At 39.2% G+C, this 16,751-nt stretch carries 17 protein-coding genes and 1 other annotated feature; of the genes, 16 read left to right on the top strand and 1 reads right to left on the bottom strand.

The window, feature by feature from the left end; genetic code table 11:
• Positions 1-7: 7 nt before the first annotated feature.
• Positions 8-298 carry a hypothetical protein gene (locus AC0VYO_RS14510; protein ID WP_283153980.1) on the bottom strand — a complete coding sequence of 97 codons (291 nt, stop codon included), beginning with the start codon at positions 296-298 and terminating at the stop codon, positions 8-10.
• A 101-nt stretch (positions 299-399) separates the two neighbouring features.
• Here AC0VYO_RS14510 and AC0VYO_RS14505 point away from each other — a divergent pair, with 101 nt between their 5' ends.
• From AC0VYO_RS14505 to AC0VYO_RS14430, 16 genes are all read left to right on the top strand, one after another.
• On the top strand, positions 400-1,644 hold the full coding sequence (locus AC0VYO_RS14505; RefSeq protein ID WP_475365493.1) for an MFS transporter: 1,245 nt from the start codon (positions 400-402) through the stop codon (positions 1,642-1,644).
• A gap of 112 nt (positions 1,645-1,756) precedes the next feature.
• Positions 1,757-3,778, top strand: coding sequence for a peptidoglycan D,D-transpeptidase FtsI family protein (locus AC0VYO_RS14500; protein WP_475367757.1), 2,022 nt, complete (start codon positions 1,757-1,759; stop codon positions 3,776-3,778).
• 289 nt (positions 3,779-4,067) lie between these two features.
• The gene (locus tag AC0VYO_RS14495) at positions 4,068-5,027 is read left to right on the top strand and encodes a PstS family phosphate ABC transporter substrate-binding protein (protein WP_475365491.1); all 960 of its coding nucleotides are present in this window, start codon (positions 4,068-4,070) and stop codon (positions 5,025-5,027) included.
• Between the two features lie 79 nt (positions 5,028-5,106).
• Positions 5,107-6,039, top strand: a complete 933-nt coding sequence (pstC, locus tag AC0VYO_RS14490; protein WP_098444237.1) for a phosphate ABC transporter permease subunit PstC — start codon at positions 5,107-5,109, stop codon at positions 6,037-6,039.
• Entirely contained in the window at positions 6,039-6,917 is an 879-nt protein-coding gene (gene pstA, locus AC0VYO_RS14485) for a phosphate ABC transporter permease PstA (RefSeq protein ID WP_160918775.1), read from the top strand. Before pstC ends, pstA begins: the two co-directional genes overlap by 1 nt.
• A 41-nt stretch (positions 6,918-6,958) precedes the next feature.
• Complete coding sequence (pstB, locus tag AC0VYO_RS14480; protein WP_224883996.1) at positions 6,959-7,780, top strand: phosphate ABC transporter ATP-binding protein PstB; 822 nt, start codon at positions 6,959-6,961, stop codon at positions 7,778-7,780.
• A gap of 21 nt (positions 7,781-7,801) precedes the next feature.
• Entirely contained in the window at positions 7,802-8,461 is a 660-nt protein-coding gene (gene phoU / locus AC0VYO_RS14475; RefSeq protein ID WP_475365490.1) for a phosphate signaling complex protein PhoU, read from the top strand.
• A gap of 116 nt (positions 8,462-8,577) precedes the next feature.
• The gene (locus AC0VYO_RS14470; protein WP_226614275.1) at positions 8,578-10,560 is read left to right on the top strand and encodes a glycoside hydrolase family 15 protein; all 1,983 of its coding nucleotides are present in this window, start codon (positions 8,578-8,580) and stop codon (positions 10,558-10,560) included.
• Positions 10,561-10,636: 76 nt separating this feature from the next.
• Positions 10,637-10,786 (top strand): 50S ribosomal protein L33, encoded by a 150-nt coding sequence (gene rpmG, locus AC0VYO_RS14465; protein WP_048308894.1) that lies wholly within the window; start codon positions 10,637-10,639, stop codon positions 10,784-10,786.
• 78 nt (positions 10,787-10,864) lie between these two features.
• Positions 10,865-11,431 carry a 5-formyltetrahydrofolate cyclo-ligase gene (locus tag AC0VYO_RS14460; protein ID WP_475367756.1) on the top strand — a complete coding sequence of 189 codons (567 nt, stop codon included), beginning with the start codon at positions 10,865-10,867 and terminating at the stop codon, positions 11,429-11,431.
• The gene (locus tag AC0VYO_RS14455; protein ID WP_475365488.1) at positions 11,428-12,198 is read left to right on the top strand and encodes a DUF92 domain-containing protein; all 771 of its coding nucleotides are present in this window, start codon (positions 11,428-11,430) and stop codon (positions 12,196-12,198) included. Before AC0VYO_RS14460 ends, AC0VYO_RS14455 begins: the two co-directional genes overlap by 4 nt.
• Positions 12,195-12,791 (top strand): molybdenum cofactor guanylyltransferase, encoded by a 597-nt coding sequence (mobA, locus tag AC0VYO_RS14450; RefSeq protein ID WP_475369067.1) that lies wholly within the window; start codon positions 12,195-12,197, stop codon positions 12,789-12,791. Before AC0VYO_RS14455 ends, mobA begins: the two co-directional genes overlap by 4 nt.
• On the top strand, positions 12,792-13,811 hold the full coding sequence (locus AC0VYO_RS14445) for a ThiF family adenylyltransferase (protein ID WP_194222169.1): 1,020 nt from the start codon (positions 12,792-12,794) through the stop codon (positions 13,809-13,811).
• Positions 13,812-13,923: 112 nt separating this feature from the next.
• Positions 13,924-14,122, top strand: a binding site (T-box leader).
• Between the two features lie 86 nt (positions 14,123-14,208).
• Entirely contained in the window at positions 14,209-15,594 is a 1,386-nt protein-coding gene (nhaC, locus tag AC0VYO_RS14440) for a Na+/H+ antiporter NhaC (protein ID WP_475367755.1), read from the top strand.
• Positions 15,595-15,648: 54 nt separating this feature from the next.
• Positions 15,649-15,822: a hypothetical protein gene (locus AC0VYO_RS14435; RefSeq protein WP_194222167.1), complete on the top strand. Its 174-nt coding sequence runs from the start codon at positions 15,649-15,651 to the stop codon at positions 15,820-15,822.
• Between the two features lie 220 nt (positions 15,823-16,042).
• Positions 16,043-16,750 (top strand): HAD family hydrolase, encoded by a 708-nt coding sequence (locus tag AC0VYO_RS14430; RefSeq protein WP_475367754.1) that lies wholly within the window; start codon positions 16,043-16,045, stop codon positions 16,748-16,750.
• Position 16,751: the final 1 nt, after the last annotated feature.

Genomic DNA, 16,751 nt, shown 5'->3' with positions numbered 1-16,751 from the left:
TTTTCTATTATGGTTCGATTAAGGTATAAATTGTTCCTAAATGGTGTAGCATGAAATTTATTATAAAATCTGTAAAATCACAGCCAGTTTCAAAATCATGAGGTGTACAAATCAGAACTTGATGATCTGTGATGGTTAAAGAGATGAGATCATTTCGATATTGGATTTGAAGATAGTGCCTCATCCTATTAATAAAGAACGAGTGTTCATCATCTCCTATAAGATGTTGAACGCTTTGAAGTAGTTGGATTTGACTGTCTTCAGTAATGTAGTCTGTCCGATATAGAAAGTAATACATACCCAGTCCCCTTTCAAAAACAGTTTATCCTTTTTGTTTCATCCGCATAACGAACAGAATTTAAGTCAAAATAAGGGTGGATGAAAAAAGGGGAGTTTGTTATGAAAGTTATAAAACATATGATTGGTGAGATAGAGGTAACAAAAGATTTGTTGTTATTACTTACAATCGGTGGTTTATACGCGCTGAGTATTGCGCTCTCAAATACGTTCGTAAATGTTTACTTGTGGAAGCAGTCTGGTGATTTTGCGGATATAGGTATATACAACCTTGCTGCGGTTATAAGTCAGCCGCTTACCTTTATTCTCGCAGGTAGATGGGCTAAAAAAATGGATAGAGTTATTGTATTGCGGATTGGAGTGATTTTTCTCGCTCTTTTCTATATAACAGTGCTTTTTCTTGGTCAGAACGCTAGTCATTTGCTTATCTTACTGGGCGCTTTACTCGGAATAGGGTTTGGCTTTTATTGGCTTGCATTTAATGTGCTAACATTCGAAATTACAGAACCGGACACAAGGGATTTCTTTAATGGATTCCTTGGTTTACTTACATCTTTCGCTGGGATGATTGGGCCAATATTTGCTGGTGTTATTATTTCAAGTCTAGAAGCATTCACGGGGTACAAAGTAATATTTGCCGTCTCACTTGCTTTGTTTTTCGCAGCTGTAATCTTAAGTTTCTTTCTCGAACGTCGTTCTGCCAAAGGGACTTTTTCATTTACACGTGTTTTTCAAGAAAGAAAAGCGAATACAGATTGGCTTAACATTTTACACGCGCATTTTTTTCAAGGTATAAGAGAAGGTACCTTTATTTTCATTATCGTTGTCCTAGTTTTTATTACGACGGAAAGTGAGCTTGCAATTGGTACTTTTGGACTTGTTAATTCAGGAGTATCGTTTTTAGCCTATTATTTGGCGACGAGATTGATTAAACCGCGATATCGTAAGAAGGCTATTTTATATGGCGGACTTATTCTTTACGCTTCGGTTTTTTTACTTGTATCCGACCTAACGTTTGCCCGGTTGTTAATGTATGGTGTTTGTATTTCTCTTGCTTATCCACTTTTACTTGTCCCCTACATTTCGCTTACGTACGATGTGATCGGTAAGGCTTGGAATGCAGCTGAAATGCGGATTGAGTACATTGTCGTTCGAGAGGTGTACTTAAACTTAGGACGAATTGTTTCCGTTCTTTTATTCTTAATAACAGTAGCGTTATTCGACGATGAAACGAGCATTCCGATTTTATTATTAATTGTTGGTGCTGGCCATTCGTTTATTTACTTATTTGTAAGAAAACTTCAAGCTCCCCATCCCCCAAACCCTTCTCCTGACACCGTACAATAGCTCATTAGACCCTTTACTTTTTTTATATCACTAAGTATAGTAAGTAGAAGAGAGAGCAGAGACACCTGTCTGGAACAGGTGTCTATATTTGTTTAAGGGAAGGGAGTCTATCGTGAACACGAAGAAAAAGAAAAATCATGTGCCTTTAAGGCTAAATATATTATTTTTATCTGTATTCCTTTTGTTTTCTACATTAATTCTTCGACTGGGCGTTATACAGATTGTAAACGGTGAAGAATACGAGCGTGTTTCTGAGCAAACTGAGAATGTTACAGCAGAATCAACAGCACCTCGTGGGAAAATGTATGACCGTTATGGGCGAGTTCTGGTTGATAATAACCCTGAATTTGCGCTTACATATATCCGAACGCAGAATACTAAGCAAGCTGAGAGGCTTGAATTAGCTCAGAAATTAGCTGGGTATATTGAAAAAGATACAGATGATGTCATTGATCGAGATCTTAAAGATTATTGGATTGTAACGAATCCGGAAAAAGCGAAGGCAAAGCTAACGGAAAAAGAGTGGGAAGAACTTGAGTCGAGTGAAGCTTATCAACTCCAAATTGAACGGATTAATGATGATGATTTAGAAGAGATTAAGAACGATCCACAAGAGCTTGAGGTAGCTGCTATCAAAAGGGCGATGGATACTGGGTACGCTTTATCATCTCAAACAATTAAGATTGGTTTAACTGAAGATGAAATAGCTAAAGTAAGTGAAAACCTTGGTTCACTACCTGGAATAGAAATTCAAGCAGACGCAACTCGAGAATATCCTTATGGAAATACTCTTCAAACAATTTTCGGAAGGGTCGGACCAATCCCTAAAGATGAGTTAGATTATTATGGTTTGAGAGATTACGAAAGAAATGACAAAGTGGGGATTAGCTATCTCGAGAAAGAATATGAAGAGTACTTAAAAGGTCAAAAAGAAAAGCAAACCTACGTGACCGACAAATCAGGAGAGCCAATTGGTGAACCGAAAGTAATTGAAGGACAAAGAGGAAACGATTTGGTCCTCTCATTAGACATCGATCTTCAAAAGGAAGTCGAGAAAATTCTCGATGAAGAGCTTCGTGATGCAAGACAATATGGGGCAACACGAGGCTATGTAGTCATGATGGATCCCAAAACAGGTGAAATTCTTTCTCTTGCTGGTAAGGAATATAGCAACGGAGAGTTTAAAGACCGAACGTTTGGAGTGATCGGTGACTCCTACGCAATGGGATCGACTGTTAAAGGAGCAACTGTTTTAACAGGTTATCAGTATGGTGTTATTAACCCGAATACGACGCTTGTGGATGAAGTTTTATACTTTAAGGACGAAGGTAAAAAATCTTCATATACGGCTAATGCAATGGGGCCTATATCAGACCTAGTTGCTTTACAAAGATCTTCAAACGTATATATGTGGAAAATCGCGATGAAGATGGCTGACTATGACTATGCTCCGTACGAAAGTAGTAGTTATGACCCTTCAGCTTACGATGAGCTAAAAGAGTCATTCTCTCAGTTTGGTCTAGGCGTTAAAACCGGGGTTGATCTCCCTGGTGAAAGTGCAGGATTAAACGGAGGTGTGAATGAATTTGGTAAAATTCTCGATTTTGCAATTGGACAGTATGATACGTATACACCAATGCAAATGGCTCAGTATACCTCTACAATCGCAAATGGCGGCTATCGTATTGAGCCACACATATTAAAAGAAGTTCATGAACCTTCTGAAAAAGATGGTCTATCAAATACTATTCTTTTCCAAAACACTCCAGAGGTGTTAAACAAAATTAAAATGAGTGAAGAAGAAGTGACACATGTCCAAAAGGGGATGTGGATGGTTATGAATACGGCAAATGGAACCGCAGGTACACATTATCCTTATTTCCAAAGTGATGATTATCAAGCTGCTGGGAAGACTGGAACAGCGCAAATCGGAGATGGATATAATTTGACCCTTGTTGGCTATGCACCTTATGATAATCCCGAAGTAGCCTTTTCTGTAGTAGTTCCAGAAGTAAATGATTCTTCTTCAGGATATGTTAATAAAAAAATAGGTGGACGCGTTCTAGATGCTTATTTTGATTTAAAAGATGAAGCGAAGAAACCTATTGAGGCTAACAAAAAAGAAACAGAATAGCATTTCATGAAAAACCGCTGAAAAGCGGTTTTTTTTATTGTTTAAGGACAAATTAATGAATAATATCTGTCAGATTGAGGTGAAGTGATAGGCTGAATGCATTGCAAAAGTAAGGTATGCCCCAAAAAGACTAATTAAAACGTTTTCCGACACGCATTTACAATCTCTTTACATTCGGTTTATACGACATTAATATCTAGCCTGTATTCTAAGAATTGTGATTGAGAGGCCAATACACAAACAACCTGGTTGGTCACAAAGTACAAACATCCATTTAGGGGGAAATTACATGAAGTTCAAGGGCATTATGCTTATGGTAGTTATGTCGATGGTAATGATTTTCGCAGCAGCTTGCGGAAATAATTCTGGTAACACAAACAGCGGCGGAGAAGCTTCTGGTGAAGAAGTATCTGGCGAAGTTCTAATGGACGGATCTTCTACAGTATTCCCGATTATGGAAGCAGTTGCTGAAGAATACGCTTCTGTACAACCTGATGTAAAAGTTAGTGTAGGTGTTTCAGGTTCTGGTGGTGGATTTGAGAAATTCTCTGCTGGTGAAACAGACATGAGTAACGCTTCTCGTCCAATCAAGGAAGAAGAAACAGCTGCACTTGAAGAAGCTGGTATTGACTTCACAGAATTTGAAATTGCAAAAGACGGTCTTTCTATCGTTGTTAACTCTGAGAATGATTGGGTAGATCAGCTTACAATTGACGACTTAAAGAAAATCTGGTTAGGCGAAGCAACGATGTGGAGCGACGTTAACCCTGAATGGCCTGAAGAAAAAATCGAATTATTTAGCCCTGGTACAGATTCTGGAACGTATGACTACTTTAATGAAGTAGTACTAGAAGATGAGCAAATGGTGAAAGAAGCAACACTTTCTGAAGATGACAATGTACTTGTAAATGGTGTAACTGGCTCTAAAAACGGTATGGCATTCTTCGGTTATGCTTACTACCTTGAAAACAAAGATAGCCTTAACATTGTTCCAATCGTTAATGGTGACGGTGAAGCTGTAGAACCAAATGCAGAAACAATTCAAGATGGAACATATGAGCCACTGTCTCGCCCGCTATACACTTATGTGAAGCACTCTGCAGTAGAAGAAAATCCTGCAGTATATGATTTCACTAAATATGCACTAGAAAACGCTGGTGAAATGGCAGAAGCAGTTGGATATGTAGCTCTTCCAGAAGAAAAGTATACAGAAGACATGAACAAACTAGAAGAAATCGCTGGTAAGTAAGAATAAAATGAAACAGATTGGTGAGGAGTTACGGCTCCTCACTTTATCCTGTTTTGCTCTTTGTGAGGGGGAGTAATAAATGCAAAGCTCTGTTCGTCAGATGATTAAAGACAAAAAAGAGAAAAATCAATCACGAGCGAAGTTTATGGAGAAACTTGTACCGGGCTTATTGCTTTTATGTGCAATTATCTCTGTATTAACAACGCTTGGTATTGTTTTTACATTGATTGTAGAAACAATTACGTTTTTCAACCGTGTTTCAATTATTGAATTCTTTACGAATAAAGATTGGTACCCGTTTTTTGGAGACAACCCTGATTATGGAATCTGGCCACTGATTTCTGGAACATTAATGATTACCGGGATCGCCATGCTCGTTGCCATTCCGTTAGGTTTAGCAGCAGCCATTTATTTGAGTGAATATGCAAGTGATAGCGTTAGAAGAATCATTAAGCCGATTCTGGAAGTATTAGCAGGTATTCCTACGATTGTATATGGTTTCTTTGCTTTAACTTTTGTTACACCAGTTCTACAAAATATTATTCCGAGTCTTCCTATTTTCAACGCGTTAAGCCCCGGTATCGTTGTAGGGATTATGATTATTCCTATGGTTGCATCTCTCTCAGAGGATGCGATGAGCTCTGTACCGAACGCAATTCGAGAAGGTGCACTCGGACTTGGCGCTACACGATTTGAGGTTGCTGTGAAAGTAGTTCTACCAGCAGCATTATCAGGAATTATTGCATCTTTTGTACTTGCGATTTCAAGAGCAATCGGTGAAACAATGATCGTAACAGTCGCAGGTGGTGCAACACCAAAACTTACTCTAGATGTAACGGAGTCTATACAGACAATGACATCTTATATTGTGCAGGTAAGTCTAGGGGATGCTGGTTATGGAACAACAATTTACTACAGCATTTATGCTGTTGGGATGACGCTCTTCCTTTTCACACTTATCATGAACCTTATCGCGCAATATATTTCTCGTAGATTCAGGGAGGAATACTAATGCAATTAGTAGATCAGGCAAAAGTAAAAAGTAAAATGCAAACCAGACTGGCACAAAATAAGATTCTTAAAGGAATTTTCTTTGGAGCAACAATGCTAGCACTCGTAGTGCTTGTTATCTTGTTATATCGGATATTCACTCAAGGAATTGGTTACTTAAATCTTGAGTTCTTTCAAAATTTCGCGTCTCGTTTCCCTGAAAAAGCAGGGATTAAAGCAGCATTTTTCGGTACTTTATGGATGATGGCAGTGATAGCTCCAGTGGCACTTACAATTGGAGTTGGAACCGCGATTTATCTTGAAGAATATGCAAAGAAAAATAAGTTTACAACGTTTATTCAAATAAATATTTCAAACTTAGCAGGTGTGCCCTCGATCGTTTTTGGTTTACTTGGTCTAACTGTATTTGTTCGGATGTTGGAAATGGGGCGCAGTGTTCTAGCCGGTGGTTTAACGATGAGTTTATTAATTTTGCCAATAATCGTTGTTGCTGCTCAAGAAGCTGTACGTTCGGTTCCAAAAGAGCTTCGAGAGGCTTCTTATGCGATGGGTGCTACGAAATGGCAAACAATCAAAAAGGTTGTATTACCAGCTGCGATCCCTGGGATTTTAACAGGAGGAATTCTTGCGCTATCACGCGCAATCGGTGAAACAGCGCCACTTCTTATGATTGGTGCATTAACGTTTGTAGCTTACTTGCCTGAGAATTTCTTGTCCGGCTTCACCGTTATGCCAATCCAAATTTTCAACTGGACAAGTCGACCTCAGACAGAGTTCCATGATGTTGCGGCAGCTGGAATTATCGTTCTTCTTGCGATGTTGCTCATTATGAATTCAATTGCTGTCTTAATTCGAAATAAGTTTTCTAAAAGACTGTAGCTACGTAAAACTCTCATCAATGTGTAAAGGGGATTTTGAAAATGAAAACAGTTATGGATGAAAAGAAAGTCGTAAAAGCTCCGCGGTCAGAAGAACAGATAAAAGAAAAAGATTCTGTATATAGCATTCAAAATTTTAATTTATGGTACGGAAAAGACCAGGCTCTAAAAGATATTAAATTCGAAATTCCAGAAAAACAGGTAACAGCCATTATCGGGCCATCCGGTTGTGGTAAATCCACGTTTATTAAAGCTCTTAATAGAATGGTTGAAATGGTGCCAATTGTAAAAATGTCTGGTGATATTAACTATCGTGGGAAAAATATTTTTGAGAACAAATACAAAGTAGAAGATTTGCGCACAAAAGTGGGGATGGTTTTCCAAAAGCCGAATCCATTTCCAAAATCAATCTATGAAAATGTCGTTTATGGTCCCAAAATTCACGGCATTAAAAACAAAAAAGTACTTGATGAAATTGTCGAAAAAAGCTTAAAAGGTGCAGCGCTTTGGGAAGAAGTAAAAGATCGTCTTAGCGAAAATGCTTACGGTTTATCTGGTGGTCAGCAACAGCGCCTTTGTATCGCTCGCTGTCTCGCAATTGAGCCTGATGTTATCTTGATGGATGAGCCAACATCTGCGCTTGACCCAATCTCTACTCTAAAAGTAGAAGAACTTGTTCAAGAGTTAAAGAAAGATTTCAGTATTATTATCGTAACGCACAACATGCAACAAGCAGCTCGTATCTCTGATAAAACGGCCTTTTTCTTAAACGGTGAAGTCGTAGAGTTTTCTGATACGAACCAGTTATTCTCTAATCCTACAGATAAGCGAACAGAAGACTATATTACAGGCCGTTTCGGTTAATTATTTCGGGGGTGAGCATTTATGGTAGTAAGAGAAAATTTCCAAGAACAGTTAGATGAAATAAAGACTAAGCTTCTTGAACTAGGCTCTTTAGCGCAGTTGGCGGTTGATGATGCGATTACTGCATTAAAGAATCAGGATGTTGATAAAGCACTTGAAATTATTGATAATGATTATAAAATTAACCGCCTCGAGGAAGAGATTAACGAAACAGCGATTTGGTTAATCGCGAAGGAGCAGCCGCTTGCAACCGATCTAAGAAGACTTATTTCAGCCCTGAAAATTACAACTGATGTTGAGCGGGTTGGAGATCTAGCAGTTAACATTGCAAAGTCGATTATTCGTATTGGCGATAAACCATTTGTAAAGCCGATCGAAGAAATTCCAGCGCTCGCTCAGAAAGCAAACAACATGCTGAAAGAAGTGCTTGCATCTTTCTATGATGAAGATGTGAATAAGGCAATGGCTGTTGCGGATGCAGATGATGAAATTGACAACATGTATGGTCGTCTTGTGAAGGAGCTACTTGAGTTAATGACCGAACATCCTGAAAGTGTTAGTCAAATTCAACAGCTTTCATTTATATGCCGCTATGTTGAACGTATTGGTGATCACTGTACGAACATTTCCGAAAGCGTGATTTATGTTGTGAAGGGGAAACGATACGACCTTAATGCATAGTGATCGAACCACACTCTAAATTAGAGTGTGGTTTTTTCATATAATTAGAAAGCTTAAGTAATGACCTGTCCACTCGTGCAATAAACTAGTGTAGGAGATGGATAGGAGGTAGCAAAATGCCAAGACACTTAGTAATAGGAAATGGACAATTGCTTATAAATATGGATCAGTTTCTTCAAATACGAGATATTTATTATCCGTATGTTGGGCAGCAAAATCACGTTCAAGGTCATGCAAATCGTATAGGGGTTTGGGTAGATGGGAAATTTTCATGGTTACATTCATCTGAATGGGAGATTCAGCCTAATTATGATCAAGACACGCTGGTAACATATAGTACGGCTGTCCATCCTCATCTCGGACTTAAGCTTGTGTTTGAAGAGGGGGTCCATCAGCGTGAGATGCTGATGATTCGTAAGATTACGATTCATAACCTTGAAGGTCAAAGACGTGACGTTAGGATTTTTTTTCATCAAGATCTGAATATTTATGAAACTGAAGTAGGCGATACAGCTTATTATTGTCCGGATACTAAGTCGATGATTCATTACAAACGATATCGATATTTTCTTTTTAATGGTGAAATAGATGGGGCGGGGATTAAACAGTATACTTCTGGTGTGAAACGATTCCAGGCTGCTGAAGGTACATGGCGCGATGCTGAAGACGGCCACTTACATGTGAATCCCATCGCACAGGGATCAGTAGATAGCACATTTTCTTTGGAAACGAAGCTGGAACCTAACAGTGAGAAAGTAGCCTATTATTGGATGACAGTTGGAAGAACGAAGGAAGAAGTTAGTAGTATTCATGAGTATGTAAGTGAGATTGGAACACAATTGACTGTTGAAAAAATTCGGATGTACTGGAACCGTTGGGTGAATAAGTCGGTGTTACCTGAGACAGACTTAGGATCGGACATTCTTTCACTTTATAAAAGAAGCTTATTAATTGTTCGAACGCAAACCAACCAAAATGGAACGATTATTGCGGCGAATGATTCAGACATTTTGCATTACAATCGAGACCATTATAGTTATATGTGGCCAAGAGATGGCGCGCTCATTGCTTCAGCGATGTCAAAAGCAGGTTACCATGGAATGGTGGCGAACTTCTATCGCTGCTGTGCAGAGCTTCTTTCAAAAGAAGGGTATTTACATCACAAATACAATCCTGATGGCTCTGTAGGATCGAGCTGGCATCCCTATGTGGATCGTTTAAAGCAATCTCAGCTTCCAATACAAGAAGATGAAACTGCTCTTGTTCTCTGGGCTTTTTGGGAGCATTATCAATCGACAGGAGATATTGAATTTGCTCAATCGCTCTATAAGTTCTTAGTACGGCCAGGAGCTAAGTTCTTGTTGCAATTTATGGATGAAGCGCTAGATTTACCACTTCCTTCTTACGATCTTTGGGAAGAGCGATTTGGAATTTTTAGCTTTACAGCTTCAGCTTGCTATGGAGGTTTGATGGCAGCTCATTCGTTTGCAAGGCTATTTGGTGAAGATGACCGCGCTGATAGCTATTTTGAAGGGGCACAGCGGATCAAAAAAGGAATTGAGACACATTTATATGATAAGACCCGTTCCTGCTTTATTCGGGGGTTGTACCGCAATGGTGAGACTGGAGAGATAACGAAGGATTATACAATAGAAAGCAGTTTGTTTGGTCTATTTGCTTTTGGAGTATTCCCTGCAGATGATCCAAGGGTCGTTCGTACAATGGAAGAAATTGAAAAACGCCTGTCTGTCAAAACAAGTATAGGCGGTGTAGCACGTTATGTTAGTGATTATTATTTTCAACAATCACAAAATGTAGAAGAAGTACCAGGGAATCCGTGGGTTATTTGTACTCTATGGATCGCCAAATGGAAAATTTCTAGTGCTCAAACGATTGAACAACTTCGCGATGCGAAGAATCATATTGATTGGGTATTTAAGCAGGCCCTCACAAGTGGTATACTACCAGAACAGGTTCATCCTTACACGGGTAAACCACTATCTGTAGCACCCTTAACCTGGTCGCATGCAACGTACGTAGATGTGGTGAAGGATTATCTTGAGAAATATGAGTCACTTTCTTCAACAAAAACAACTTGATTGAATGAGATATGTTTGTTATCATAATGAAGTATGTTGTTAAATGAACAGTTTGATAGGATTTGGAGGGATATTCATGCGCGTACAAATTACATTGGCTTGCACTGAAACAGGCGATCGTAACTACATCACGACGAAGAACAAACGTACTAACCCTGATCGTCTTGAACTTAAAAAATACAGCCCAAGACTTAAAAAGCAGACGTTACATCGCGAAACAAAGTAAGCAGTAGGATATCCTACTGCTTTTTTATTTGCACATTTTCTCGTAAACTAATAGAAGAGAAAAGTAGGAGGAATGATGATGCAATCAAAACATGAATGGCGAACAAACATGAAAGTGAAATTAAAAGAAATTAGTGCTGATGAGAAAATATTGCTTGATGAACAAATACGTGAACGTCTTTATACATATGAACCATTCAAAAAGGCTAAAACGATCGGATTAACCGTGGCAATGAAAGGTGAAATAAATACGAAGAAAATTATAGAAAAAGCTTGGACTGATGGAAAGAGAGTAGCAGTCCCGAAGTGTAATCCGAAGACGAAGCAGATGACTTTTCGCTACTTAACAGAGTGGGATCAGCTAGAAAGCGTTTATTTTGGGTTGGAAGAACCTCGCCCCGATAAAACAGTAGTGTGTCCCCCAGAAGAAATAAATCTTTTGCTTGTTCCTGGTCTCATTTTTGATCTTAATGGCTTTAGGATTGGATTTGGTGGCGGTTTTTATGATCGATATTTGCAACACTATTCAAACTCAACCGTATCCCTTGCCTATCAATTTCAAGTCGTTGAAAAGGTGCCAACCGAATCTTTTGACGTACCTGTGGAAGCCATCATTACTAATGAACAGCTTGTTAACGGAAAATGATCATTTACGCTTTTTTAAGTGCTATAACAGGTATTTTAGGATATAAAGTTCATGCACTTTCGAGAAATGGAGCAATAGCCGCCACAGGTGTTGGGTGCGCGATCGCACTAGGTTTTGGCTGGAAAGGGCTCTTGCTTCTTGGTATCTTTTTTTTAACTTCTACTATATGGAGTAAGTATAAAGCGCAGTTAAAAGATGGCGTGGAACAAATTGTAGAAAAGGGCGCTTCGAGAGATCAGTATCAAGTTCTTGCAAATGGTGGGGTTGCTGCTTTCGCTGGAATAATGATGCTTTTATTCCCTGGGGATGTATGGCTGTTTATTTTTCTAAGTGCGATTGCCACTTCTAATTCTGATACGTGGGCATCTGAACTTGGCGTTCTCTCAAAGCGACGCCCCCTTCATATAATAACGATGAAATTCGTTCCGGCAGGCACTTCTGGAGCTATTAGTATGCCAGGTATATTGGCGTCTTTGCTCGGAGCTGGTTTAATTGGAGGAGTTGGTTCACTTGTTTTTGACTTATCTTTTCTAGGGTTAGTTATTGTTACGGTCGCAGGATTTGTCGGCTGTTTAAGCGATACGCTGATTGGAGCAACCTTGCAAGAAGAATTAAAATGTCAGAAATGTGGTTCAAAAACCGAACGCCATATGCATTGTGGAAATAGGACAGTCAAAATCAGCGGTATAAAAGGATTTAATAATGACGTGGTCAATTTCGCCTCGTCTATGATTGGCGCTCTTGTGGGAGGGGCATGGTGGTTATGAAAATAATAGGTACATTGCTAGCAGGAGGGGAGTCCAGAAGGTTTGGATCCCCAAAAGCATTTGCCACTTATCACGGCAAGCCTTTTTATGAAGTGGTACTGAATCAACTTCACCCTGTTGTAAATGAATCCATTATCGTAACAAATAGAGATTTATTAGAGCAGTTTAGCATGAGCACATCAGAAGATATAAGAGTGATAAGAGATGAGGAAAAATTTGTAGGGATGGGACCGCTAGCAGGTCTTTATTCTGGGATGACTCAAACGAATGGTGATCTTTATCTAACGGTCGCTTGTGATATGCCGTTCGTAACAGATGGTCTATTTTCTACACTAATTGAAGAAATGATCAAACATCCAGAAGCAATGGCCGTCATACCGGTGAGCTCTGGAAGAAGCCAGCCACTCTGTGCTATCTATCATTCTTCCTGTCAATCCATTATCGAAGAGCTTCTTTTATCAGGAAAAAGAAAAATGAATGATCTTTTTGAATTAATTAATGCCCAATATATAACAGTTGAAGAACTGAAAAAGCAGTTTTTAAATGTAAATACAAAAGAAGAATATAAATTTGTTCAAAAGGAGAGAGATTAAATGGATGACTTTAAAAGGTATTCAAGACAAATGCTGTTTTCTCCTATAGGCGAAGAAGGCCAAAAGAATTTCAGTCAATCACGGGCTCTTGTTGTAGGAATGGGTGCACTAGGGACAGCGATTGCCAATCATCTTGTGCGAGCGGGCTTCGGTCATGTAAGAATTGTCGATCGTGATTATGTTGAGAAGAGCAATCTTCAAAGACAAATGCTATTTGACGAAGAGGATGTTTCGGCAGCGTTACCAAAAACAATTGCAGCCAAAAAGAAACTAGAAAAAATGAATTCCTCAGTTGAAATCGAAGCGATCATAGCGGATGTTAATGCAAGTAACGTAAGTGACCTTATGGAAGAAGTGGACTTTGTTATGGACGGGACCGATAACTTTTCCACACGTTTTCTTTTAAATGATGCTTGTTTTAAAATGAATATTCCTTTTGTATATGGTGGGGCGGTAAGTTCAAGGGGAATGACAGCACTATTTGTTCCTGGTGAAACGCCTTGCCTTCGTTGCTTTATTCAGGGTGGCGAAGGAACGACTGGTGAAACGTGTGACACGATCGGGGTTATTTCTCCTATCGTTGATATTATCGCATCGTATCAAGTGACTGAGATTATGAAATATATAGCGGGAGACCATGAGAAGCTTCATCGCAGCCTAATGACAATGGATATTTGGCATAATCATAGTTATGCGATGAAATTTTCTTCGCCTAAAGAAGGTTGTCCAACATGCCAAACAAACGAATATCCATCATTAAAAGCGGGAGCTAAGCAGGATATCACCTCTCTATGTGGAAGAGAAACGATTCAGATACAGCTTGAAAGTCATTTTGATTTAAAAGAATGGGCATCAAAGCTAGAAAAAACAACTACAGTAAAGAAAACTCCTTTCTTACTTAAAGCGCAACTTGAGGAGGGGGAAAGACTAGTGTTATTTCCAGATGGACGGGTACTTATTCAAGGAACAGAAGATAGTGGAAGAGCAAAAGCACTCTATTCAAGATATATTGGCATGTAAAAAGCATCAGCCTTAGGCTGGTGCTTTTTGACATCTTAACTCTTATCCTTGACATAGCTCATATTCAATTATAGAATAACGATGTTACTTAAACGCACAAAAGCATAAAAGCACAAAAGCGAAGATTCAGAAAAAGTAGCTTCTCTAGATAAGCAGTCGAAGAGACCTGGTGGTTGGTGAAAACTAGGGCGTCTAGGAGTGAAATTACATTTGAGGAGCTAGGTACGGGTGATCCTCCCGATATTGAGGATATAAGTGGGCAGTTATTACTGTCAATAAGGGTGGTACCGCGAAAAAATTTCGTCCCTTCAATTATTGAAGGGCTTTTTTTAATGGAAAAAGACAGATAGAGCAAAACTAATCGGTGAGAGAACATAGATCAAGGGAGAGAAAGAAAATGAAAAAAATATCATTTCCAATAGCGCTTGTTGTGATTGCGCTATTAATGAGCTGGATGTTGTTTAGTATTATTGGCTTAAAGGTAGAACCGCATATTCCTCTTCTTGCTGGCATAGTAGGAATGGGGATATTGGGATTAATTCTTGGTATGAAGTGGGAAGAAATAGAGAAGGCTTTACTGCAGAGTATAACTACGGGCTTAAAGCCAATTCTCATTCTTTTTGTAGTAGGAATGATGATCGCCGTATGGATGCAGAGTGGTACGGTGCCAACATTGTTATATGGAGGGCTTCAGTTCATCCAGCCTGAGTGGTTTCTCATCAGTGCATTGATCGTGACCATTATCGTTTCAAGCTTTACAGGCAGTTCATTTACTACAATCGGTACCATTGGCGTAGCGATGATGGGAATAGGAGCAGCAATGGGGGTTAACCCGGCTTTGGCCGCTGGAGCTGTTATTTCAGGTGCATGCTTCGGAGACAAAATGTCTCCCCTCTCTGATACGACCAACTTTGCTCCTGCTGTTGCAAAAGTAGATCTGTTCACTCATATTCGACATATGACACAGACTACCATTCCAGCCATTGTCGTAGCAGTAATCTTCTTTTTTATGATGAGTAAAAATTTATCTACTTCCGTTAACCCGGAGGATTTGAACAAAGCTATGTCGGTTTTGCAAAGTGAGTTTAATATATCACTCTGGACGTTAATTCCTCCTGTTATCGTGCTCGTTCTTGCTGTAAGAAGAGTGCCTGTCCTAGTCACTTTGTTTGCCGGGCTTCTTGCGGGAATTATCGTATCAATGTTAACACAAGGCGTGTATTCAGCTGGTTCAATTCTTGGAACGATGCAAAATGGTTTTGTGAGTGATACATCAAGTGATCTTGTAAATGGAATCGTAAATAGAGGTGGCCTTCAATCAATGATGTGGAGCGTCTCACTGATTATTTTAGCATTAGCACTTGGTGGCGTTCTGCAAGTGATGGGAATCATTCAATCCCTCATGAGCGGGTTAACAAAGCTTCTAAATAAGCGAGGCCATTTAATTTCTGCCACAGCCACATCTGCAATTGGAGTGAATTTGTTAACAGGTGAGCAGTATTTGTCAATTCTTCTTCCTGGTCAAACGTTTGAGCCGTTTTATGATAAAGCAGGCGTGGATCGGAAATATCTTTCCCGTACATTAGAAGACGCTGGGACGCTCATTAATCCGTTAATCCCATGGGGAGTATCGGGTGCCTTTTTTGCAGAAACGTTAGGGGTATCGGTGTTAAGCTATCTTCCGTTTGCAGTCTTTCTATGGCTATCACCATTATTTACTGTGATTTTGGGCTATTGGAACAATAAGAAATTAGGTGAAGACCCCTCTGTGAATCATGGATAAAAACGTCATTACCTGCAAACAGTAGAGATATAGTACAGTTTCAGGAGGAGAATGATGAAAATAACGAAGGTTCTTGTTCTATTATCTTTAGTAGTCGTGTTGTATGAATACCGATACCGATTATTAAATGGGCTGCTAGGCGTCGCGGTGATAAGGCGCTTTGTCGTCGGAAATTCGTTGAAATTTCCAGGTTTACGTAACAAACTTTTTAGCTCTTTTCTATCTTAACCTCTACCTCACCGGTGGAGGTTTTTCTTTGTTCTAGGGTATGTTAATGCACGCAGTTGATTTTGGCTCATTTATGCTCTGTGATGACCACTCGAATGAGGCAAAAGTCGAGAATCAACAATATAAGCTAACAAAGCTTTCTTCTAAAAATTGAAAAGGTTAGAATAGGGGGAAGACAATAAGGAATAGTTTGATTAACCGGAGACTGGGGGAGCTTTAGATGAAGTGGACACACATCTACTTTGATTTAGATAACACTCTTTATGATCATGAAAAGGCCTTTAAAAAAACCATTTTGCATTGTGCAGAAAAAATGTTGCTAAATAAAAGTAAATCTGTTTCAGTTGAGCAGTGGTTTAATGTATTCAAATCTAATTGCGATCAATATTGGAATGCCTATGAAGAAGGTAGATGGTCAAGAGAGCGGTACCAGGTGAAGCGATTTTGTAAAACGAATGACTATTTTAACTTAACTTGCTCTGAGGAGGAAGCGTTAGAGTTCCAAAGAGAATATCAATCTAAAGTTGCCTCCTTCGCTGAATTATATGACGGGGTTTCCTCTATTCTATCTAATTTGAGGGATAGTGGAATAGAGCTGGGCATTATTACAAATGGTGGGCAGGAAACACAGCTAGCAAAAATTAAAGCTCTTCAACTGCTTCAATGGATCCCTCATGAGAATATTTACATTTCAGAAACTGTAGGGATTGAAAAGCCAGACGTTGACATATTTCAATATGTTCTTGGAAGTACGGGGCAGTATCTTTACATAGGGGATACGTGGGATCATGACATTAAGCCTGCTATAGAAGCAGGCTTTGATGCAATATATTTTAATTCCAGGAATGAAGCTGTTGACCACGCAATTCGCAAAGATATTCCAGAAATATTGACTTATGAAGAACTGAAGAAAGTATTAATCAATTAAT

Source organism: Anaerobacillus sp. 63XJN7_4_ISO-PGPR-S23-413 (assembly GCF_056173725.1).
The sequence above is the reverse complement of the archived record's forward strand: the minus strand, read 5'-3'. Positions and strand labels throughout refer to the sequence as shown.